Below are 22771 nucleotides of genomic sequence, written 5' to 3'. Positions count from 1 at the left end.
GCGCGGCAAGCTGGAAATACAGTAAAGATTGAATAACGGTCGAGGCATCTCAGTATTTTTAAATCCATTCAGCAAAAGTCACTGACATTGCTAACTGGGTAATGCGAAAAATAACAAAAACTTGTTATAGTGAAGGCAGATTTGGGGATTGATAACAATGAAATTTGACTTTGAAATTGATACTGCCTGGTGTTTAGACCAACTGTTTAAAGATGGTAAAATCAGTGAACGTGACCGGATGCTGGTACAGACCACCCATCGTCAACGTGAACAATTAAAATGGCATCCTTTACAGTGGCTGGCCAACTTCAATCTTATTGATCAATCCCATCCGCAAACCACATTGACCTTGAACCGCTTATGTCAGTGGCTGGCCGAAAAAACCGGATTAATGTTCTATATCATCGATCCTTTAAAAGCGGACGTACAGGCATTGACCCATGTCATGTCACAGGAATATGCACTACGCAACCATATTCTGGCCGTTGAGATTCAGGCCGATAAAGTCCTGATCGCGACCGATCAGCCGTATAAGACTGAATGGGTCTCTAATCTTGAACAGAATATTTCCCCGAAAAAAATCCAACGGGTGCTGCTGAATCCGGAACAGTTACAACGTTATATTACTGAATATTATCAGGTCAGTCGTGCAGTCAGTGGATCGCAGAAATCCTCTGCCTATGACCGGGAAAATAAGGGCGTCGAAGCCTTGCTGCAACTGGGCGATTCGCAAAATCCGGATGCCAATGACCAGCATATTGTCAAACTGGTGGACTGGATGCTGCAATTTGCCTTTGAGCAGGGTGCCAGTGATATTCATATGGAACCGCGCAAAGGTACGGGCAAGATTCGCTTTCGAATCGATGGGGTGTTGCATACCATTTATAACATGCCGGCCAATACGCTGACAGCGGTGATTTCCCGGATCAAGATTCTGGGCCGGATGAATGTGGCAGAAAAGCGCAAGCCACAAGATGGCCGTCTGAAAACCCGAACGCCGAAAGGACAGGAAACCGAATTGCGTCTGTCGACCTTGCCGACCGCATTTGGCGAAAAACTGGTGATGCGTATTTTTGATCCGGAAGTTCTGGTCAGAAGTTTTCAGCAACTCGGTTTTGAAGGGCATTTACTCAATGACTGGAATAATCTGACCAGTCACAGTCACGGCATCATTCTGGTCACCGGGCCAACTGGTTCTGGTAAAACCACAACACTGTATTCGACCTTGAAGCAGCTGGCGACGGAACAGGTCAACGTCTGTACCATTGAAGATCCGATCGAGATGCTGGAACCGAGTTTCAACCAGATGCAGGTCAATAATGGTATTGAACTGGGCTTCGCCGATGGCGTGCGCGCGCTGATGCGTCAGGATCCGGACATTATCATGGTCGGTGAGATTCGTGATCAGGATACGGCCAATATGGCGATCCAGGCGGCACTCACCGGGCATCTGGTGTTATCTACCCTACATACCAATGATGCGCCGTCGAGTCTGACCCGTTTGCATGATCTGGGCGTGCAACCTTTTCTGACCGCAGCCACCATTCTCGGGGTATTGGCGCAGCGTCTGGTGCGTAAACTCTGCCCACACTGCAAGCAGGAAAGCTTCCTGAATGAACAGGAATGGCAGCATCTGGCGGCAGACTATCCTTTACCGCGTCCGGAATTTGTTTTTAAAGCCGTAGGTTGTGAGGAATGCCGTCATACCGGTTATAAAGGCCGGATTGGTATTTACGAATTTATGCCCCTGAGTCTGGAAACCAAGCAGCTGATTGGGGCCGACGCTAACTTAAACCAGCTACGCCAGCAGGCAAAAAAAGAAGGGGTAGAACCGCTGCGTATCGCGGGTGCGCGTAAGGTCGTAGAAGGAATGACCACACTGGAAGAAGTATTGAGAGTGGTTCCTTTAAATTAATTTTTAAAGATGAAGCAATCTTAAGTTTCAATTCATCTTCGGCTGTTTTAATAGCATTATCGAAACAAAGCACAGATACACAAAGAGGTATACGCCATGAAAATGATGATGAATACAGTTTTAGCAGCCGCACTGATGGGTTCAATTGCGACAGCCGCAGTTGCAAGTAATGAAGCCGTGAATCAACCCGTGGTAAATCAGGCTGCTTTTGCGAAAACGATGACAGTGCAACAGGCCCTAGGCATGAAAGATGATAGCAAGGTTCAGCTTAAAGGCTATGTGGTTAAAGCGGTTGGTGATGAAAAATATCAGTTCCGTGACAGCACAGGCAGCATTACCGTAGAAATCGATGATGAACTGTGGCAAGGCAAACCGATTTCAGCCAAAACGCCAGTGACCATTATCGGTGAAGTGGATATTGACTATAAACCGGCAAAACGTGTTGAAATTGATGTCGAGCAGCTTCGTTTCTAATTCTAATATGAGCAGAGGAATTGAATCTGAAGATTGCTCTGGATTCTAAAATTGTAAAAAACCACATGCAAATCATACAAAAAAGCATGTGGTTTTTTTGAGGCTGGAGATTTTTCAGGGCAAGATAGAGAGATTGGCAAAGCGGAGCACAGCATGCGTATTCTTTTGGCAGAAGATGATCAGTCTCAGGCAGAAAGTATTCAGACCTGGCTGGAAATGGACGGCTATGTGATTGACTGGGTCGAGCGTGGCGATCATGCCATTTTGGCGATCGAACAGCATCAATATGACTGCGTATTACTGGATCGCGGACTACCACATGCGACTGGAGATGACATTCTAAAAAGCTTACGCAGCACACAGAAAGATACACCGGTGATTTTTATTACCGCCCGGGACAGTATTGATGACCGGGTTGAAGGTCTGGATTTGGGTGCCAATGATTATCTGGTCAAACCTTTTAGTCTGGAAGAGCTTTCTGCCAGGGTGCGCGCGCAGTTAAGACTGAAACAGCAAACGCCAAATCATATTCTGAAATGGCAGGATTTAAGTCTGGATACCCAGGCCAAGGCCCTGAACAAGGCTGGACAGCCGATTGATCTGACTGCGAAAGAATTTCAGATTTTATATAAACTGATGCAGCAGCCGGAACATGTCATTACCCGCGAGCAACTGGAGGAATCGCTATATGCCTGGGGGGATGAAATTGAAAGTAATGCCATTGAAGTGTTTATTTACCAGTTACGTAAAAAAATTGGCAGCCAGATGATTAAAACCATCCGTGGTTTGGGTTATCGCATGCATAAACCCGAGGCATAAATATGTCTGCACCAGTCTCCCTGCAAACTCGCCTGATCAAGAATGCCATGCTGAGCTCCATGCTGGCAGGATTGTTGGCGTGGTTGCTGTTACTCGGGGTTTCAAGTTATCAAGCCATTCAGCTGCATGATGATTTGATGGAACAGATTTCCGAGCTCTTACTTGGTGATATCAGACAGGCCAAAGGTGATCAGGTCGATGAAATCAGCGAGCAATTCGATATTCAATATGCGCTATTGCTCAATCAGGATATTTTGACCACGTCCATCGATGATGATTTGATTAACAGTGTGCGGGTTAATGAACACAGTGGCTTTCAGTTTGCTTATGAAAATGGCCGTTTTATCCGGATTTTAACTGCTAAAGAGGATGGCTTGCAGGCCAAAGTACTGCAGCCTTTATCGGTACGTTTTAACGAGTTATGGCAAACCACCTTCAGTTTTGCCGGAATTTTACTGATACTCTGGTTATTGCAATGGCTGATTTTACATGTGGTCGTGAAACGTCAATTACAACCTCTAAATAATATTTCCCGCGCCATAGGTTCCAAGTCGGCCGAAGATTTAAGTCCGGTCAACAGTCCAGATCCTGAAATCACGGAATTGCAACCAATTGTGCAGCAGTTAAATGCCATGCTGAATCGGCTGGAAAAATCACTGCTGGCCGAACAGCGCTTTACTGCCGATGCATCGCATGAATTACGCTCGCCGCTTTCTGCCATTCAGATGCGTTTGCAGGTATTGAAACGTCAATATCAGCATGATGCCCAGTTGCCGCAAGCCCTGCAACTGATTCAAAATGATGTCAATCGTGGTACGCAAGTGCTGGAGAATTTACTCTTATTGGCACGTCTGGATCCTGAAAAAGCAGAGCAGTTGCCGCAACAGGCCGTAAATCTGAAAATGATTGTTCAGGAGGTATTACAGGCCTTGCAGCCTTTTGCCGCAGAGAAACAGATCAAATGGCAGCTGAGCATAGACGATGGCCAGATCATGGCAAATGCAGAATTAATTTTTAGCTGCATTCGTAACTTGGTGGATAATGCAATTCGCTATAGCCCAGAACAAGGTAGGATTGAGATAAAAACAGATGTTGATGCCGCAGGGCGTTTGCGCTTAGTGATTGAAAATTCGGGAACAGGCATAGCAAGGGAAGTATTGGTACATCTGGGAGAACGGTTTTATCGTGCTTTAGGCACACGTACCTCAGGATCGGGTTTGGGGCTGTCGATTTGTCGTAAGATCATGCAATTACACGCAGCAGAAATTGAGATTGCGGCCTCTGATTTGGGCGGACTGAAAGTTATACTCAGTTTTGCCAAATCGTAATTCAGTTCGCTAAAAAAGCAGTATGCGCTGATTCATACTGCTGGTTCCCACGTTTATTATGATTAGAGTGTTATCGTTATTTTGTGAGGATCAGGCGATTATTACGGGTCAGGCGTAAACGGTATTCTTCACCAGCATGCATGATTCTAATTTCACGCCCAAGTGCGAAAAGATTATTTGAGTGCAGCATGGGTAGTGCATGATGGCTATCGTTATTACGGCTAAACAAGCTAAAAGGTGCGTTCATTCCATCGACTCCGTGGTATCTGTTTTGGATTGATTTAAATGATAATCATTATCGAATAGGTCTGTCAATGAATAATTCTGTAATTTATAAAATAGAGCAATTTGCTTACAATCTGTAAAACTTCGAGTGCAGTAAAATGATGTCTAAACCCAATATTCATGTTGCGATTTCAATCTTATTTCATAAAAATCAAGTGCTTGTGGGGTGGCGAGAAGCCAGTCAGCATCAAGGCAACAAATATGAATTTCCAGGTGGAAAAGTAGAATCGGGTGAGCAACCGGTTGAAGCCTGTCGACGTGAAGTGCTGGAAGAGGTCGGGATTGATCTGGATCAGTGGCATGCATTCGATTTTATCTGTCATGAATATGAAGATGTCATTGTCAACCTACATATATTTCATGCGTCAGTGTCTGAGTCACAATTGTCAGGAATTCAACCACCCTGGAGCTGGTATGCGCGTGAACAGCTGAGCAGTCTGAATTTTCCCAAAGCCAACCAGTCCATGCTGCAAAAGCTGCAATGGCCACAACGTATTAAGATCGCAGATGATCTGGCGATTTTACATCAACTTGATCCAGATCAGATGCTATATTGGCGCGTTGAAATCACACCTGAACGGGTCATACAATTACAACAGCTTCCGATTGAACAGCTTTCCAAGCTCATGATTAATCAGGAACTCTGGTCACAGCTCAATGAATTACAGCAGCAAACGATTCGAAGCATTCACTTGAAACAATCGCAATTAATGGCTGTGCAACCCGGCCAGTTGATGCGAGGTTATCGTTATATTGCAGCCTGTCATGATCTGGCGGCATTACAGCAGGCTGAGCAGGTGGGCTGTGAAGCGGCTTTGCTCAGTCCTGTACTTGCAACACAAACGCACCCGGATACTTCGCCACTAGGCTGGGAACAATTTAAACAGATGGCAGCACAGGTACAGATTCCGGTTTTCGCTTTGGGCGGGCTGAAAACAGAAGATCTGAGCTATGCACAGAGCCAGCATGCTTACGGTATTGCCGGTATACGCAATATCTAGGTAAGCTGCTTTCCATTAGTAAGCATTTAGACAGAGACTAAAGTCCTTTTAAAGCCTGCTGGGCGTTTTGAATTGCTTTGGTATTTTTTTGCTGTTGTGCTGCTTTTAAACGGACCTGCCAAAGCTGTTTCTTCATCGCATTCGATTGTGCATAACTCAAGCCACGCAAGGCAAATGCATCTGCACGTGTAGCTTGATTTTTACGATTAGCGATCATACCTAAATACAGGTAAGTTTCAGGCGCTTGAGGTGCTAGGCGTTGGGCTTGTACAGCTGCGGTTTCAGCTTGAGAAAATTGCTGTTTGGCATAGGCCTGCTGGGTTTGCTGCATAAGACGCTTGAAAGCAGGCAGATTACGGCCATCATCAAATTTCTGGTTTTTAGGCTTTTGCTCAGGAATTACAATTTTCTGGCGTTTGATTTCAGGACGGTCATAAGGCGTAATCACGACGCCGTCTGGGGTCTGTGGTTTAGGCTTTTCTGTTGCAGGTTTGGCTGGAGCAGCTGGCTCTGGCTCAGGAAAGCTTTGGCAGCCCACCAAACTGAGGATGAGCAGGCCAGGGATGATTTTTTGTAACATAAACATAGACTCAATTAATGGCTATAACTTCCACTCGAGATAATACGGGTTTCATTCGCGAGATCTCGTTCTATTTCTGTTTCACTTTCTTGTATATAACGACTGATATCGTCCTGTTCGGCATCAGATGACTGAGGTTCTGAATCGATATCGTAAGGTTCAGTCACATATTGGGAGATACCGCAGGCGGTGGCCTGATTTGGCAAGGCATGACGTGAAATCGGAATATACATGGCACCTTCACAACCTTGGGCAGATAAATGACCGGTATAACGATCCAGCCAATACCATTGAATTTCATTGGGTTGTGGCAGATTGACAGGTTTCTGGCGGAGCTGTTTCATGACATTGATCCAGACCGGAAGAGCACCCGAGGAACCGGTTAGGCCAGTGACTTTATTGTCATCCAGACCGAGCCAGACCACCGTCATATAGTTACCTGAATAACCGGCAAACCATGAATCACGGCTATCATTGGTGGTGCCTGATTTACCTGCAAGATTCAGATTACTCGGCAGACTGTTATAAGCTGCGCGGCCTGTACCACTCGACATGACCTGTTGCAGGCCATAATTCAGGGCATAGGCTGAAGCCGGGTCAATGGTCGGTTGTACGCTTAAGCTATAACGGTCGAGTATCCGTCCATTGGCATCGACCACAGAACGAATTGACTTGGTTGGATATTTAAAGCCACCTGTGGCGAAGTTACCATAAATATTCATCACCTCCATTGGCGACATATCCACCGCACCTAAATAAATAGACGGATAGGATGGAATATCGGAAGTGACGCCAAATTTTTTCAGATGATTAATAAAGGTAGACAGACCAAATTCTTGTCCTAAACGTACAGTAGACAGGTTATAGGATTGTGACAGCGCTTGTGACATCGGTACGACACCATGTCCACGGCCACTGTAGTTTTTCGGCGTCCAGGTCTTACCATCACTTTGTACACTAATTTCACTGTCTTCAATCGGACTGGCCCAATGGTAACGATTTGATTCCAGTGCACTCAGGTAAATCACAGGCTTTAATAATGAACCCACCTGACGTTTGGCATCTACTGTACGGTTAAAACCGGTAAAGTCTTGAGTCGAGCCGACTGCTGCAACCAGTTCACCATTTTCCGGATGCGATACCAAAACTGCACCCTGCAAGTCTTTTAAACGGCCCGGATTAGATTTGGTTAAACGTGCGACTGTCTGCTTAAAACTGTCCTGAATTCGGGTTTGAGCCAAAGGATCCAGCGTGGTGAAAATACGCAGACCCTGATTGGTCAGGTCAGTTTCCTGATAGTCAGTGCGTAATTGACGACGCACAATATCCAGGAAGTCCGGGAAACGTGCAGGGCCCAAGGTTGGTTTTGAAATCACGTTCAATGGACGTGCGGTTTCTTTTTCATATTGTTCTTGGCTTAGATAGCCCATCACCAGCATATTATTCAGGACGATATCACGGCGTTTTTTCGCACTTTCAGGATTACGCCATGGGTTATATAGACTCGGGCCTTGTACCAGACCGACTAAAAAAGCCTGCTGGGAAATATTCAGTTCACGCAGTGGCAGACCAAAATAAAACTGAGAAGCCAAGCCATAACCATTAATTGAATAGTTACCATTTTGGCCGAGATTCACTTCATTTAGATAAGCTTCCAGAATTTCATTCTTGTCATAATGTAATTCAACCAGCATGGCCATAAAGGCTTCATTGACTTTACGCTTTAAGGTACGCTCAGGCGTTAAATAGAAATTTTTCACCAGTTGCTGGGTTAAAGTCGAGCCACCCTGACGTTTGCCACCGGTAATATTACTGACAACAGCACGTGCAATACCGCGTGGAGATACGCCATGGTGTTCATAGAATTTACGGTCTTCAGTTGCGATGAGCGCTTCGATCAATGGTTTAGGCACTTTATTCAGTTTGATCAGTACCCGGTCTTCGTTATGCTGTGGATAAATTCCACCAATCAATAAGGGTTCCAGTCGGGCAATACCGCTAGAAGATGGCTTGGTGGCGCTGACCTCAGTCACTTGGTTAGCATTAAAACTCACTTTCAGAACTTGTTCCGGTTCAACCCGATCACCAAAATCAAAGCCACGGGTATGTACATATAAAGTATTTCCCGTAGTGACAAAATTGCCCGACTTGGCATAACTATCCGAGTTTTTATAACCGAGTAATTTTAATTCTTGTTGGAAATCCTGCTGACTGACTGGGGCATTGACGTACACTTCCATTGGACGTGCGAAAACTTTCGCCGGAATATCCCAGCGTTGACCTTCAAATTTTTCGCGTACAATATTATCTAATTTAATCAGGTAAATACTAAATACGACAAAGATGGAAATGACTAAAGTCGAGAAAATTAAGGCAAAAAACCCCATGCCACGTTCAGATTTCATAAATACTTATAAGATCCTGTGAAATTGTGCTAATCATGCGAAGCTTTTAATCATTTTGCAATATTTAATCAATAAATGCGCTTAAAATTAAAATCAAAGCCCACAATTTCTCCTTAATTCAAATATATTTCAAATAATTTGCGACGAGCTAGCATCCTGTTATAAATTATCATCCAGGTATAGCTTAATGCTATGATATGCAAGATCCGTAGCGGAGCGACGACACTGGTGCAAATTTCCCATAAAACCTTTCGAAATATCGGGTTAATAGGACGTCCTGATAAATCATCGGTGGTTGAAACCTTATGTCTTATTCATGATCATCTTCTGAATTTAGGCTTACATCCTGTTTTTGATGCAGCGACAGCTGAACTCGTTCCATATAACAATACCCAAACTGTCAGTCGTGCTTTACTTGGTGAAGTCGTTGATCTGGTCATTGTGGTAGGAGGGGATGGTTCGCTTTTGCATGCAGCACGCGCACTGGTCAAGTACAATACTCCTGTGATCGGCGTTAACCGGGGGCGTCTGGGATTCTTAACCGACATTAAGCCAACCGAAGTCATCTTTAAGTTGGATCAGGTGTTAAAAGGTGATTTTCAGACTGAGCGACGTTTTTTACTCGAAGTCGAAATTCGCTCCAAAGGCGAAGTGATTTACGATGCGATTGCACTGAACGATGTGGTACTGCATTCAGGAAAATCGGTGCATATGATCGATTTTGAACTGAATATTGACGGACAGTATGTCTATCGTCAGCACAGTGATGGCCTGATTGTATCGACGCCGACCGGCTCTACGGCTTATGCACTTTCTGGGGGCGGGCCAATTGTCCATCCGAGTATGGATGCGATTGCGCTGGTGCCGATGCATCCGCATACCTTGTCTTCACGCCCGATTGTGGTCGGTGGACACAGCGAAATTAAATTACTGATTCGTGAAAATCGCGTACTGCCGATGGTCAGTGCGGATGGACAACACAGTGTGTCTTTGAATGTTGGCGATAGCGTCCATATTCGCAAGCATCCCTTTAAACTGAATCTTCTGCATCCACCGGGCTATGACTTTTATAATGCCTGTCGAACCAAACTGGGGTGGAATCAGGACTTTGATTATTTTAAGCAGGATTAAATCATGAATATTGAACAAATGCTTGCCGTACTCAATCCTGAGATTGTTGAACGCCTAAGAACAGCAATTGAAATTGGAAAGTGGCCAAATGGTGTAGCCCTAACTCAGGAACAACGCCAGACTTGTATGCAGGCAGTCTATGCCTGGGAAATGAAAAACTTGCCTGAAAATGAGCGCAGCGGTTTTATCGATCGCGGTACTAAAGAAGAAGGCGAGGAATGTGATGATGATCATCACAAGAATGAACCGGAATTCAAGCCAATTCGTTTTGTCTAAGCACTGAGGTCGAGTCAGTCGAAAGATATTTAAAAAAGCATTGTTCAATGAAGGAACAATGCTTTTTTTCTACACATTTCAAAGTTTAAACGGTGTGACGATTCACCCATAATTCTTTGGCTTTTTGCATCGCAACTTCATAGCTTTTACATGCACCCATGCTATACAACGCAATGCCCATGGTTTCCGTAACCGCAATCTCGCCATATTCATGGCTTTGCTGACCATCCCATACTGCTTTAAATAAGGCCAGATCCAGTTCTTCCTCAACCGGACTACGATTGTCAGTCAGTTTCGGTAGTTCATATTCGTACAGTTCGCCATCTTTAATACCGCAGATCAAAGTTTTGGCATCCGGATTACGCTCAAATTCGCCCCCTTCACCTTTAATTACCGCACTATTTTTATAACCTAAGCGGAAAGCCGCCTGTTGGTGCGAACCCCGATACGCCGGATGGAAAATTGCTTGCAGCGTTGCTTTGGCATTAAACGGGTTAATTAAACGAGCCAGCGTATGAATCGGGGAGCGCAGTCCCATTACATTTCGTAGGCCAATCAGATCTGCCAGAATCGGAGAAATCACCTCTAACGGGATATAGGCAAAATGTCGTTGCTGTAATTGCTGCTCCACTTCATCATCATTTTGACAGATTGGATAGCCTAAGCAAGTTAACACTTGTTCGGTATAAACCCGGTTCATGGTATGACCAGCGGCACCATGCATCACAATAGTATAACCATGCTTGGCCAACGTCAGTGCTGCCAGAATAAACCATGGATAATGCTTGCGCTTGCCTGCATAAGAGGACCAGTCCAGATCGACATCCAGCTGCTTAAAGTCAAGCTGGTCGCGTGTGGCCTGAACAAAACCGGCTAACTCATCTACAGACTCTTCTTTGACCCGCAATAACATCAAGAACGCCCCTAGCTGCACATCGAGCACTTCATCTTTCAGAATCATGCTAAAGGCTTGATAGGCTTCATCATAGCTGAGGGAGCGGGCGCCATTTTTTCCTTTCCCCACGATGCGTACATATTGGGCAAAGGGATGTTCGAAATCTTTATAAATATTTCTTTTGGTATTCATAACTTATACAGCTTGCAGCAAATATTGGGGTCAATGAGGAGGGTCTAAAATTAACAAAGCTTTCAGTATACGGAAAACAGGCATTTAAATCTGATTATCGACTAATGTCTAATTCAATGCGAGCAAAAAGCAGGCAATTGCATAAGACTTTATGCACATTTAATGGGATTTTTCAGTAAAATTCAGACAATTTTTAGAGTTTGTTTAAGTTTTCTTAATCTCTTTCTCCCATTTAATACTTTGGTCTGATGCTGCGCGTCAGATTGAATGCGTGGCTGATTTTCATTTTGAACATTCTCTTGAGCCTATTGAGATTTGATCCAGTTCATCTTCAGAGCAGATGAACAGATCAGTGCATTTCTCAAAATGGTCTTTTTATTTTCAGATATCGTTCAAGTAGATTTATTATGGCGAAAAAACCGATTTATAAGTCACTGTATTTTCAGGTGATTGTGGCTATTATTGCAGGTATTCTGGTCGGGCATTTCTCGCCGAGTGGTACGCAAATTATCAATGGTGTAGAACAGTATGTTCCTGGCTTGGGTGAACAGCTTAAACCGCTGGGTGATGCATTTATCCGCCTGATCAAAATGATCATCGCACCGGTGATTTTCTGTACCGTGGTCAGCGGTATTGCGGGTATGGAAAGCATGAAATCAGTGGGTAAAACTGGTGGTGTTGCTTTACTTTACTTCGAAATCGTCTCCACGATTGCGTTAGTCATCGGTCTGGTGGTGATTAACATCGTCAAGCCAGGTGTAGGCATGAACGTTGATCCTGCATCACTGGATACCACGGGCATCAGCAAATATGTTGCTACAGGTGAGTCACAGTCGACGATCGACTTCCTGATGAATATCATTCCAAATACGGTGGTAGGTGCATTTGCGGAAGGCGAAATTCTACAGGTTCTGTTGTTCGCGATCATTTTTGGTTTCGCGCTGCATAAGCTGGGTGATCAAGGCAAGCCAGTCTTGAAACTCATCGACCAGATTTCACATGTATTCTTCAATATTGTGAACATGATAATGAAACTTGCGCCAATCGGTGCATTTGGTGCGATGGCCTTTACCATTGGTAAATATGGTATTGGTTCGCTTGCTCAGCTGGCACAGTTGATCATTTGTTTCTATATCACCTGCGTACTGTTTATTTTCATCGTACTGGGTTCAATTGCGCGTTTTGCGGGTTTCAGTATCATGAAGATGATTCGCCTGATCCGTGAAGAACTGCTGATTGTACTGGGTACTTCTTCTTCAGAATCAGTATTGCCACGTATGTTGAAAAAACTGGAACTTGCTGGTGCTGAAAAATCAGTGGTAGGTCTGGTGATTCCAACCGGTTATTCATTTAACCTAGATGGAACTTCAATCTATTTGACCATGGCTGCGATCTTTATTGCGCAGGCGACCAATACACAACTTGATTTGTCTCATCAGATTACCCTTCTTCTGGTACTGTTGATTTCATCTAAAGGTGCGGCAGGTGTCACGGGTTCTGGCTTTATTGTGATGGCGGCAACCTTGGCTGCTGTGGGCAATATTCCTGTTGCAGGTCTGGCCTTGATTCTCGGTATTGACCGTTTCATGTCTGAAGCGCGTGCCTTGACCAATCTGGTGGGTAACTCTTTGGCGACTTTGGTTGTTGCAAAATGGGTAGGCCAGCTCGATATGGACAAGCTGAACTATGCATTGGCAAATCCATCAGAAATTGATGAAAAAATGGCGCAAGAAGGCAATAACGCCCATTAATTCTAATGTTTGAAAGAAAAAGGAAGCTTCGGCTTCCTTTTTTATTGACTGCAAAGTTAGTAAAAGATAGATGCCAGTACATGACAGTAAAGCTGAAAGTAGATAGTCTGTAAAACAGGAAATAAAACGATAAACAGTATAAGGACAACAGAATGCTTGCCTACGATGCCGATCTAGAATTATTCCGCGACAATTTTAAACGCTTTATGAATGAACATGTCGCACCGTATTATCAACAATGGGAGCATGAAGGCCTGATGCCACGTTCAGTCTGGAATGCACTTGGTGAAAATGGTTTCTTGTGTGTCGATGTTCCGGAGGAATATGGCGGCTATGGGGTGCCAACCGATTATTCATTGATGCTGATTGAAGAGTCTGCACGTGCCGGATACAGTGCCATTTCTACAGGGTTGTCCTGTCATTCGGATATTGCTGCACCCTATATCTTGCATATTGGAACTGAAGAGCAGAAGAAACACTGGTTGCCGAAAATGGTGAGCGGTGAAGTGGTCGGTGCGATTGGTATGACCGAGCCAGGTGCCGGCTCAGACTTGCAAGCCATGCGTACCAGTGCCATCTTGCAGGATGATTACTATGTATTAAATGGCTCAAAAACCTTTATTTCCAATGGTCAGCATGCCGACCTGGTGGTACTGGCAGTCAAAACTGATCCGCAAGCGCGTGCCAAAGGCGTTTCTTTGTTACTGGCCGACACGCATCTGGAAGGCTTTAAAAAAGGCACTAATCTGGACAAGATTGGCCTGCATGCGCAAGATACTTCGGAACTGTTCTTTGACAATGTCAAGGTGCCGAAAGACCAGTTACTCGGTCAACCGGGGCAGGGTTTTGCTTATTTGATGCAGGAATTACCGCGTGAGCGTACCGCCATCGCAGCAACAGCCTTGGGTGCAATTCGTGGTTCTATTGATGTGACCACGCAATATGTGAAAGAGCGTCAGGCTTTTGGTCAGGCCATCGGTCAATTCCAGAATACTCGTTTTGTTTTGGCACAAGCGAAAATTGATGAATTGGCGACCGCAGCTTTTTATAACCAGAATCTTGAGCTTTATATGCAAGGGAAACTGGATGTCGAAACTGCAGCGGCATTGAAAAGTTTTTCTACCGATATGCAGATGAAGATTGCTGACAATCTGCTTCAGCTCTTTGGTGGTTATGGCTACATGACTGAATATCCAATTTCACGCTTCTTTGTCGATGCCCGTATTCAACGGATTTATGGCGGTACCAATGAAATCATGAAAGAAATTGTAGCGCGTGGTCTGTTAGGACGTTAATTTATGAATGAAAAAAAGAGTCCTTTTTAAGGACTCTTTTTTTACAGGCAAGCTATAGCAAAGAGCCGTGACTCTGTTTTAAATTTTATGATTTCAAGACATTCAAACATTCATGAATAAAAATGGGCAAATCGTTGGGCAGGCGCGATGAGATCAACTGGTTATTATCATTCACCAGTTCTACATCATAATAGGTTCCACCCGCATGCTGTACGCGACTCGCATGCGCCCGGATACTGGTAATAATCCGATTTTTCAGCACATCTGCTTCACACAGTAATAAGGATGCATCACATAAACTGAAAATAGCTTTTTTGGCCTGATTGAAGGCATGGATGAACTGTAGCACCCGAACATCGGTAGAGAGAGAAACCGCAGATTCGCCCCCTGGAATCAGCAAGGCATCAAAGTCATCAATACTGATTTGTTCGATGCCACGGTCGATGGTCACGGCAGAACAGCCATGCAGCCCATAGACCACTTTGCCGGCGTTAAGTTCGATATTGCAGACGCTATGATGGGCAGCCAGCAAGGCAGCCACTGGCTCTAGATATTCTTGGTCTTCAAAATTATTTGTTATAAGTACTGCTATTCTTTTTGGCATGATTGATCCCCCCAACTCATGATTTAAATTAGACTAGCTGTTAAAGGTTGAAAAAACGTCTCTGCTTTGTAACAGAGTAGTAATTTCATGTAAAAAATCTAGGAAAATCAATATTAAATAAGAGAAATGAGCTTGAGGAGCGTGCATTTTATTGTGAAAGATATCTCAGATTTTAATAGGTCAAAAAAGACATGTACAAAGCTATTATTTTAATTTTCTTATGCTTAAAACCGCTATATAGATTAAGAAATAGTGATATTTCATATTCATTAAAATCAGTTAAGATGGAGAGGCTAAGTTTACAATTTGATAATGTAAATCAAGCCAAAATGCTGAACTAAATGTTACCAGATATGACTAAAAGCGATGAGTGGTTAAAACCAACTGTCTGTTTTTAAGACTTAATCTAGCAATGTCATATTGCGTAACATTTTAAAGCTCACTATTGTTATACTGAACAGATAAGGTTTATGAAGGGCGACATAACAATGATCAACGACGATCAAAACACCACGACTTCTCTTGATTTGGCAAAAATTCGTGAGGATATCGATTCTGTTGATCAGCAAATCCAGCAATTGATTAACCGCCGGGCACGTTTGGCTGAAGCAGTTGCAAAAGCAAAGTTTGCTTCAGAAGAAAGTCCGCTGTTTTACCGCCCAGAACGTGAAGCACAGGTGTTGCGCAATGTCATGGAGCGTAATGAAGGGCCATTGTCGGATACCACCATGGCACGTCTGTTCCGTGAAATCATGTCCGCTTGTCTTGCGCTTGAAGCTCCGCAAAGTATTGCGTTTCTAGGGCCAGTCGGAACCTATACCCATTCTGCGGTACTCAAGCACTTTGGTCATGATGCGGTGGTTCGACCTTTACCGACAATTGATGAAGTCTTCCGTGAAGTCGAGGCGGGCAGTGCCCATTATGGTTTGGTGCCGGTGGAAAATTCCTCTGAAGGTGTAGTCAATCATACCCTGGACTGTTTTAAAACTTCGAACCTGAATGTGATTGGCGAAGTTGAATTGCCGATTCATCATCAATTTCTGATTTCTGAAAATACCCGTAAAGACAGTATTAAACAGATTTATGCACATCAGCAGACTTTGGCGCAATGTCGTAAATGGCTAGACGCGCATTATCCGGGTGTAGAACGTGTGGCTTTAAATTCTAATGCTGAGGCTGCGCGCCGTATTCAAAATGAATGGCATTCTGCTGCGATTGCTTCTGAAATTGCATCAAGTATTTATAATCTTGAAATTATGCATGGCAATATTGAGGACAATCCGGAAAATACCACACGTTTCTTGGTGATTGGCCGTGAAAAAGTGCCTCAAAGTGGCAATGATAAAACCTCATTACTGATTTCTGCACATGACCGTGCTGGTGCATTGCTGGAAATTCTGGCGCCATTTGCCAAGCACAATATCAGCTTGACCAGTATTGAAACGCGTCCAGCACTTCCGGAAAAATGGGCTTATGTGTTCTTCATTGATCTTGAAGGTCATATTGAGCAGGAACATGTCAAAGCTGCAATTGCAGAAATTCGTCCTTTAGTTAAAGAAGTTCGCGTGCTCGGTTCATATCCTGCAGCTGTACTTTAAGTCAGCTATCCGTGGTCAGGGCGAGGGTGCTGACCACTGTTTTATACCTAAAATTGGAAGTCTAAAATGTCGTTTGTTCCAGCCAATTCAGGCATCTCAAAATTAAAGCCATATCAGCCAGGTAAACCGATCAGTGAGCTTGAGCGTGAGTTGGGTCTTACCGATATCGTCAAGCTGGCATCCAATGAAAACCCGCTGGGTTGTTCAGATAAAGTCAAAGAAGCAGTCGCTGCGGAAATTGCTGAAATTGGCCGTTATCCAGATGGAGGTGGCTTTATCCTGAAAGATCAGATTAAAACTCAGTTTGGTTTTAATCATGATCAGATTACGCTGGGCAATGGTTCAAACGACTTGCTAGAAATGTTTGCCCGTGCCTTCGTTTCTTCAAGCGATTCTGTGGTATATAGCCAGCACGCATTTGCGGTTTATGCACTGGTCACTCAAGCCATTAATGCACAAGCGATTGAAGTACCTGCCAAAGGTTTTTCACATGACCTTGAAGCGATGGCAGCAGCAATTCAGGACAATACCAAACTCGTCTTCATTGCCAATCCGAACAATCCGACCGGAACCTGGTTCGAAGAAGCCGAATTTGAAGCTTTCATGCAAAAAGTCCCTGCAAATGTAATTGTGGTGCTAGACGAAGCGTATGTGGAATATTTCCCGGAAAATTTCAATAGCCTGAAATTCCTGCAACAATATCCAAATCTGATTGTCAGCCGTACTTTATCGAAGTGCTATGGTCTGGCTGCACTGCGTGTCGGTTTTGCCTTGGCATCGGTTGAAGTGACCGATTATTTAAACCGTATTCGTCAGCCATTTAACGTCAATCATTTGGCCATGGTCGCTGCGGTGGCTGCACTGAAAGATGAAGACTTTATCGCGCGTTCTCGCGAAGTAAATAAAGCCGGTATGGCGCAACTTGAAGCAGGTTTTAAGGCTTTGGGTCTGAACTATGTGCCTTCTCGTGCTAACTTTATTCTGGTTGATGTACAGGCAGACCCAGCAGCAACCTTCAACGGTTTGCTGAAACAAGGGGTGATTGTACGTCCGGTCGGTATTTCCAGCCACATTCGTGTATCGATTGGTACTGAAGCAGAAAACGCGAAATTCTTAAGCGCGCTTGCTACAGTATTGGGTTTAGAGGCAAAAGCTTAATTCATGTCGCAGCCATTGTTTGAAAAAGTTGCATTTATTGGGCTTGGACTGATTGGTTCAAGTCTGGCGCGTGTCATTCAAGCCGAGCACTTGGCCAATGACATTGTGGCATCGACACGTTCGTCCAAGACTTTGGAAGATGCCAAGGCACTTGGTCTGATTTCTGCAGGCTATGCCGATCCTGTAGATGCAGTCAAAGGTGCAGATCTGATTGTTCTGGCTTTGCCGGTACGTGCCACACAAAAAGTACTTGAGCTGATTCAGCCGTATTTGACGGAAAATGTCATTATTACTGATGTGGGAAGTACCAAAGGTAATGTGGTCGATGCGGCTAAAGCGGTCTTTGGTGACCAGCTTCCAGCAGGTTTTGTGCCGGGTCATCCGATTGCAGGTGCAGAGCATACCGGTGTACATGCAGGAAAAGTCGATCTATTTGCCAATCACAAGGTAATTTTGACGCCACTGCCAAGCAGTAGCGATTGGGCCGTGGAGAAGCTGATTCAACTGTGGCAAGCGGCCAAAGCCGAAGTGATTTGCATGGATGTGGACAAGCACGATGAAGTGCTGGCACATACCAGTCATCTTCCGCATCTCATGGCATTCAACTTGGTTGAACAGCTGGCCAAACGTGAAGACAACTTAGACATATTTCGTTATGCTGCCGGTGGCTTCCGCGATTTCTCGCGGATTGCCGCCAGTGATCCACAAATGTGGCATGACATCTTTTTTGCCAACAAAAAAGCAGTTCTGAATGCCGTAGATGGCTTTGAACAGCAGCTCGCGATGATTCGCAAATTGATCGAAGATGAAGATTCCCAAGCATTGATGGGCTTATTGGGTCATGCGCAGGCAGCTCGCCAGCATTTCAACCATATGCTCGCCAAGAAACCTTTCATGGAGAAAAATAAAGTGACACAACAATTTACCATTCAGCCGGGTGCCAAGACATTTCAAGGTAAATTTACCGTGCCAGGTGACAAATCTGTGTCACATCGCTCGATCATGTTTGGTGCCATCGCTGAAGGTACAACACATGTGACTGGTTTCCTTGAAGGTGAAGATGCACTGGCAACTTTGCAGGCTTTTCGTGATATGGGTGTCAGCATCGAAGGCCCTAAAAATGGTGAAGTCACCATTCATGGCGTCGGTATGCATGGTCTTAAAGCGCCACAGTCTGCCATTTATATGGGCAACTCAGGTACTTCAATGCGTTTGCTGTCCGGTATGCTGGCAGCGCAGAAATTTGATTCAGTGATGACCGGTGATGCATCCCTATCTAAACGCCCAATGGAACGTATTGCCAAGCCTTTACGTGAAATGGGTGCACTGATTCAGACCACGGGTGAACGTGGAACTCCGCCTGTCTCGATTACAGGCAACCAGCAACTACAAGGCATTCAGTACGATTTGCCAATGGCATCAGCGCAGGTAAAATCAGGTATTTTGCTGGCGGGCCTATGGGCAAATGGCGAAACCGCAGTGACTGAACCTGAACCAACCCGTGACCATACTGAGCGTATGTTGCGTGCATTTGGTTATGAGGTGAAAACCGAAGGCAATCGTATTTCATTACAAGGTGGTGGAAAGCTGGTCGGAACCAATATCCAGGTGCCATCTGATATTTCTTCTGCGGCCTTCTTTATGGTCGGCGCTGCGATTACTGAAAATTCGGATGTGACCTTAGAGGCTGTTGGTATCAACCCGACCCGTACTGGCGTGATCGAAATCCTGAAACAGATGGGTGCGGACATTACCGTTGAAAATGAACGCATTGCTGGCGGTGAACCGATTGCAGATATCCGTATTCGTGGTACGCGTACGCTTAAAGGCATTCATATCCCTGAAGATCAGGTGCCATTGGCGATTGATGAATTCCCGGCGCTGTTTATTGCTGCTGCCTGTGCCGAAGGTCAGACGATTTTGACCGGTGCTGCCGAGCTTCGCGTAAAAGAATCGGACCGTATTCAGGTGATGGCAGATGGCCTGCAAACCATGGGCATTGACTGTACCCCAACTGAAGATGGCATTATTATCGAAGGGAAGGGCAAATCAGGTGACTGGTCGCCAATCTTTACCGGTGGTGAAATTGAATCGCATCATGATCATCGCATTGCAATGAGTTTTTCGATTGCCGGTTTACGTAATTCGGAGCAGATCAAGATTGTCGGTACGGAAACGGTAGCCACCAGTTTCCCGACCTTTACAGAACTGACCTCAATTGCAGGTTTGCCTATTCAAGTTTCAGAATAATTTTTAAAATTATGTGAAACAGCCAAGCTTTTGCTTGGCTGTTTTGTTTATATTGCTTATGCTAAACCCATACAAGAAAAAAGCCATTAGGATGTAGCGATGCGAAAATTAAAATTCATGGCCAATACACAAAGCCAGCAACCCCGGGATGGTCAGGAAACCCAGGAATATGTAGCGCATTTTCTTGCCGAAACATTAGGTAAACATGGCTTTCAGACCTTAAGTCAAAGTGGTGCTCAGGTTGCGGTGAGCGTGGATGAACATGCATTGCCCTTATCTGTGAGTTGTGAAACCAGAGATGAGCAGGGGCATCTGGTCTGTGAAATTGCCTCATATCCTGAAGAAGAACAAGATTGGCTCGATCGTATTACCGAACGAAGTCTGCTCAATCAGCTTGCACAAGCAGTAGAAAGCTCGCTAAAAGAGCAGGAAAGCTTTAGCGAGTTTGAATGGAAGAACTAATTCATAACTCCACTATAATTTGATCTCAACGCCAAAGTGAGTGTCTGATACTCAGCTAGTTTCGTGCATCAGATGCATGAGAAGCTTATGCTGCGATTATCCCAAGTTTGACGCGTTTTATGACATGGGGTCTGCCAGAATCTGAACAAGCATTTGCAACAATATGGCAAAAATGGCTAGAGAATATGGCAGCTCATGAAGAATATGTGTTTGTGATACGCCATGCGGAAAGTCTGAAATTTATGGGGCTTTGTGGTTTAGATCGTTTAAAGGATGAAGTGCCATAGCTTGGAATTTGGATCAAGGAAAGCCCACATGGTCATAAATATGGTTGTGAAACGGTTGATGCTCTGGTTGGTTATGCCCTTGATGACTTAAATCGTCAGCGATTAATTTATCCTGTAGCCGAAGAAAATTGAGCGAGCCGAAAAGTCGTTGAACGTTTGGGTGGAAAGATTGTTGATATAGTACAACAAGCTAAATGTCGGGCAGTGATTTATCACTTAGCTGAAAAACTGCTGTGAAAAGCATAAAAAACCCATCATCTGATGGGTTGTATTATCTAGCCAAGCGCTAAGTAGCGAGTCATTGCAATCCGCAATTGCTTTAAATAGCCGGTAAAGAAATGATTGGCACCAGGCAATACGGTCACTAAATGACGCTGTGGTTTTGCCCATTCAATCATATCCGACAGCAGGGTTACTTCATCACCCTCACCATGAATGAACAGAATATCACCTTTAATTGCTGGCGTAACATAATGGCGAATACCGGCAACGGTTGCAGTTGGCAGGCCACATAAAATAGTTTGTTTGGGTTGCAGTTCTACAGGTAAGGCTGCATAGCTCTTTGCCATGACATGCGCACCAAAACTAAAACCGCCCGCATAAAAAGACAGCCCAATATGCTGACTGCGAGCAAACCGAATGATTTCTAATACATCATCCGTCTCACCGAAGCCCTCGTCGTGTATACCTTCACTTTGACCAGAACCGCGAAAACTCGGACGATACACAACACAGCCACGTTCCATATACATTTGTGCCAATAGAACGGGAACCTTGTGCTGGGGCGTACCACCTTGCAAGGGATGGGGGTGACAAACTACCGCGAATCCTTTCACTTCACCCTGAGGATAATCCACAAAAACTTCAATCTGACCCGCAGGTCCTTGAAGGAAAATTTGCTCGGACATATAAATACCGATGATTAACAGGAGAATCGCGCATTTTAACGATTATGGTGAATAAAAACATGAATTGGAATTAAAATAAGCAGACTGATATAGTTTGATTAATCATTTTTTGACCAGGTTGCCATGCTCGCTTTAATTTCTCCAGCCAAAACGCTCGATTACGATACCCCATTACCGACTGACCAATTTACTCAAGCCAGATTATTAGAACATTCGCAGGATTTGATCAAAGCTTGTCGCACACTTTCTGCAACAGAAATTTCCAGTTTGATGAGTGTCAGTGAAAAAATTGCCAATTTAAATACAGCACGTTTCCAGGACTGGCAACCAGATTTTAATTTAGCCAATGCACGTCAGGCTATTTTTGCCTTTAAAGGAGATGTCTATACCGGTCTGGATGCTTATAGCTTAAAGCAGGAAGATCTGCACTTTGCACAACAGCATTTGCGTATGTTGTCTGGTTTATATGGGCTTTTGCGTCCCTTGGATCTGATGATGCCCTATCGTCTGGAAATGGGAACCAAATTGGCCAATTCTCGCGGGCATAACTTATACGACTTCTGGGCACATCACATCACTGATCTGATCAATCAAGATTTAGCAGCAGCCCAGTCTGAGATCTTGGTGAATATTGCTTCTGATGAATATTATAAATCGGTGAACGAGCGCAAAATTCAGGCAGAGATTATTAAGCCAGTATTTCTGGATCAGAAAAATGGCAAATATAAAGTGATTAGTTTCTATGCTAAAAAAGCACGTGGTTTGATGGCACGTTTTATTGTTGAAAATAGAATTGAACGTGCCGAAGAACTCAAAGCATTCAATACCGATGGCTATTATTTTGATGCCGATAGTTCACTTAAAGGTGAATTGGTATTTAAACGTGATGAACAAATCAGTGCATAAATAACGTTATTCCGCTACCGCATAGAATAATTGGTTTCTAGGCGGTATTGGGAGCTATGAGTATTGAAATTTTATTTATCCAGCTTTAATCGTTTTTTAAATATTGAGTGCCAGGGGAGTTGATTGGCTGCACTTCGGTACAAATATGGTTTTTAGCGTCTTTCCCAAATTTTAAGTTAGATAAAAAATTAGAATTATCGCTGAACTCATTGAAATAATGCGTAAAATCTCATCTATTGAATTGTTTTTTA

General features: G+C 44.3%; 22 protein-coding genes. 16 read left to right on the top strand and 6 right to left on the bottom strand.

What is annotated here, in order from left to right; genetic code table 11:
* Nucleotides 1-157: 157 nt before the first annotated feature.
* The 4 genes from FTV29_RS03105 (at nucleotide 158) to FTV29_RS03090 (ending at nucleotide 4536) form a co-directional block, all read left to right on the top strand.
* Nucleotides 158-1915 (top strand): GspE/PulE family protein, encoded by a 1758-nt coding sequence (locus FTV29_RS03105; protein ID WP_180075048.1) that lies wholly within the window; start codon nucleotides 158-160, stop codon nucleotides 1913-1915.
* Between the two features lie 96 nt (nucleotides 1916-2011).
* Entirely contained in the window at nucleotides 2012-2389 is a 378-nt protein-coding gene (locus FTV29_RS03100; RefSeq protein WP_005170210.1) for a NirD/YgiW/YdeI family stress tolerance protein, read from the top strand.
* A gap of 153 nt (nucleotides 2390-2542) precedes the next feature.
* The gene (locus FTV29_RS03095) at nucleotides 2543-3208 is read left to right on the top strand and encodes a response regulator transcription factor (RefSeq protein ID WP_100534809.1); all 666 of its coding nucleotides are present in this window, start codon (nucleotides 2543-2545) and stop codon (nucleotides 3206-3208) included.
* Between the two features lie 2 nt (nucleotides 3209-3210).
* The gene (locus FTV29_RS03090) at nucleotides 3211-4536 is read left to right on the top strand and encodes a HAMP domain-containing sensor histidine kinase (protein ID WP_005097475.1); all 1326 of its coding nucleotides are present in this window, start codon (nucleotides 3211-3213) and stop codon (nucleotides 4534-4536) included.
* Nucleotides 4537-4612: 76 nt separating this feature from the next.
* Here FTV29_RS03090 and hemP read toward each other — a convergent pair whose 3' ends face one another.
* On the bottom strand, nucleotides 4613-4783 hold the full coding sequence (gene hemP / locus FTV29_RS03085; RefSeq protein ID WP_005170213.1) for a hemin uptake protein HemP: 171 nt from the start codon (nucleotides 4781-4783) through the stop codon (nucleotides 4613-4615).
* A gap of 139 nt (nucleotides 4784-4922) precedes the next feature.
* Between hemP and FTV29_RS03080 the strand changes: the two genes are divergently transcribed.
* On the top strand, nucleotides 4923-5822 hold the full coding sequence (locus FTV29_RS03080; RefSeq protein ID WP_180049250.1) for an NUDIX domain-containing protein: 900 nt from the start codon (nucleotides 4923-4925) through the stop codon (nucleotides 5820-5822).
* Nucleotides 5823-5859: 37 nt separating this feature from the next.
* Here FTV29_RS03080 and FTV29_RS03075 read toward each other — a convergent pair whose 3' ends face one another.
* Entirely contained in the window at nucleotides 5860-6402 is a 543-nt protein-coding gene (locus FTV29_RS03075; protein ID WP_005170216.1) for a hypothetical protein, read from the bottom strand.
* A 14-nt stretch (nucleotides 6403-6416) separates the two neighbouring features.
* Nucleotides 6417-8807: a penicillin-binding protein 1B gene (gene mrcB, locus FTV29_RS03070; protein ID WP_180075047.1), complete on the bottom strand. Its 2391-nt coding sequence runs from the start codon at nucleotides 8805-8807 to the stop codon at nucleotides 6417-6419.
* A 192-nt stretch (nucleotides 8808-8999) separates the two neighbouring features.
* Here mrcB and FTV29_RS03065 point away from each other — a divergent pair, with 192 nt between their 5' ends.
* Both FTV29_RS03065 and FTV29_RS03060 read left to right on the top strand, forming a co-directional pair.
* Nucleotides 9000-9938 (top strand): NAD(+) kinase, encoded by a 939-nt coding sequence (locus tag FTV29_RS03065; RefSeq protein WP_005097467.1) that lies wholly within the window; start codon nucleotides 9000-9002, stop codon nucleotides 9936-9938.
* A 3-nt stretch (nucleotides 9939-9941) separates the two neighbouring features.
* Complete coding sequence (locus tag FTV29_RS03060; RefSeq protein WP_005097466.1) at nucleotides 9942-10214, top strand: YeaC family protein; 273 nt, start codon at nucleotides 9942-9944, stop codon at nucleotides 10212-10214.
* A gap of 85 nt (nucleotides 10215-10299) precedes the next feature.
* On the opposite strand, the gene FTV29_RS03055 is transcribed toward FTV29_RS03060, so the two are convergent.
* Nucleotides 10300-11301, bottom strand: coding sequence for a glycosyl transferase family protein (locus FTV29_RS03055; protein ID WP_074383310.1), 1002 nt, complete (start codon nucleotides 11299-11301; stop codon nucleotides 10300-10302).
* A 407-nt stretch (nucleotides 11302-11708) separates the two neighbouring features.
* Here FTV29_RS03055 and FTV29_RS03050 point away from each other — a divergent pair, with 407 nt between their 5' ends.
* On the top strand, nucleotides 11709-13052 hold the full coding sequence (locus tag FTV29_RS03050; protein WP_005097464.1) for a dicarboxylate/amino acid:cation symporter: 1344 nt from the start codon (nucleotides 11709-11711) through the stop codon (nucleotides 13050-13052).
* Nucleotides 13053-13204: 152 nt separating this feature from the next.
* Nucleotides 13205-14347 (top strand): acyl-CoA dehydrogenase family protein, encoded by a 1143-nt coding sequence (locus tag FTV29_RS03045; protein ID WP_180001318.1) that lies wholly within the window; start codon nucleotides 13205-13207, stop codon nucleotides 14345-14347.
* Nucleotides 14348-14432: 85 nt separating this feature from the next.
* Here the strand turns inward: FTV29_RS03045 and FTV29_RS03040 are convergent, their stop codons facing one another.
* Nucleotides 14433-14951 carry a DJ-1/PfpI family protein gene (locus FTV29_RS03040; protein WP_005097462.1) on the bottom strand — a complete coding sequence of 173 codons (519 nt, stop codon included), beginning with the start codon at nucleotides 14949-14951 and terminating at the stop codon, nucleotides 14433-14435.
* 488 nt (nucleotides 14952-15439) lie between these two features.
* Between FTV29_RS03040 and pheA the strand changes: the two genes are divergently transcribed.
* From pheA to FTV29_RS15270, 6 genes are all read left to right on the top strand, one after another.
* Nucleotides 15440-16549 (top strand): prephenate dehydratase, encoded by a 1110-nt coding sequence (gene pheA / locus FTV29_RS03035; RefSeq protein WP_005170229.1) that lies wholly within the window; start codon nucleotides 15440-15442, stop codon nucleotides 16547-16549.
* Between the two features lie 66 nt (nucleotides 16550-16615).
* Nucleotides 16616-17707 (top strand): histidinol-phosphate transaminase, encoded by a 1092-nt coding sequence (gene hisC, locus FTV29_RS03030; protein ID WP_005170231.1) that lies wholly within the window; start codon nucleotides 16616-16618, stop codon nucleotides 17705-17707.
* A 3-nt stretch (nucleotides 17708-17710) separates the two neighbouring features.
* A complete protein-coding gene (locus tag FTV29_RS03025; protein WP_180075046.1) occupies nucleotides 17711-19957 on the top strand; it encodes a bifunctional prephenate dehydrogenase/3-phosphoshikimate 1-carboxyvinyltransferase in 2247 nt (748 codons plus the stop codon).
* A gap of 99 nt (nucleotides 19958-20056) precedes the next feature.
* Entirely contained in the window at nucleotides 20057-20419 is a 363-nt protein-coding gene (locus FTV29_RS03020) for a hypothetical protein (RefSeq protein WP_159516052.1), read from the top strand.
* A gap of 119 nt (nucleotides 20420-20538) precedes the next feature.
* Complete coding sequence (locus FTV29_RS15085) at nucleotides 20539-20706, top strand: hypothetical protein (RefSeq protein ID WP_227523637.1); 168 nt, start codon at nucleotides 20539-20541, stop codon at nucleotides 20704-20706.
* Nucleotides 20707-20712: 6 nt separating this feature from the next.
* Complete coding sequence (locus FTV29_RS15270) at nucleotides 20713-20838, top strand: hypothetical protein (RefSeq protein WP_345788758.1); 126 nt, start codon at nucleotides 20713-20715, stop codon at nucleotides 20836-20838.
* A 143-nt stretch (nucleotides 20839-20981) separates the two neighbouring features.
* Here FTV29_RS15270 and FTV29_RS03010 read toward each other — a convergent pair whose 3' ends face one another.
* Complete coding sequence (locus FTV29_RS03010; protein ID WP_005097454.1) at nucleotides 20982-21614, bottom strand: alpha/beta hydrolase; 633 nt, start codon at nucleotides 21612-21614, stop codon at nucleotides 20982-20984.
* Nucleotides 21615-21737: 123 nt separating this feature from the next.
* Between FTV29_RS03010 and yaaA the strand changes: the two genes are divergently transcribed.
* Nucleotides 21738-22520, top strand: a complete 783-nt coding sequence (gene yaaA / locus FTV29_RS03005) for a peroxide stress protein YaaA (RefSeq protein WP_005097452.1) — start codon at nucleotides 21738-21740, stop codon at nucleotides 22518-22520.
* Nucleotides 22521-22771: the final 251 nt, after the last annotated feature.

This window comes from Acinetobacter sp. YH12254 (genome assembly GCF_013417415.1).
Classification (GTDB): domain Bacteria; phylum Pseudomonadota; class Gammaproteobacteria; order Pseudomonadales; family Moraxellaceae; genus Acinetobacter; species Acinetobacter pseudolwoffii.
The sequence above is the reverse complement of the archived record's forward strand: the minus strand, read 5'-3'. Positions and strand labels throughout refer to the sequence as shown.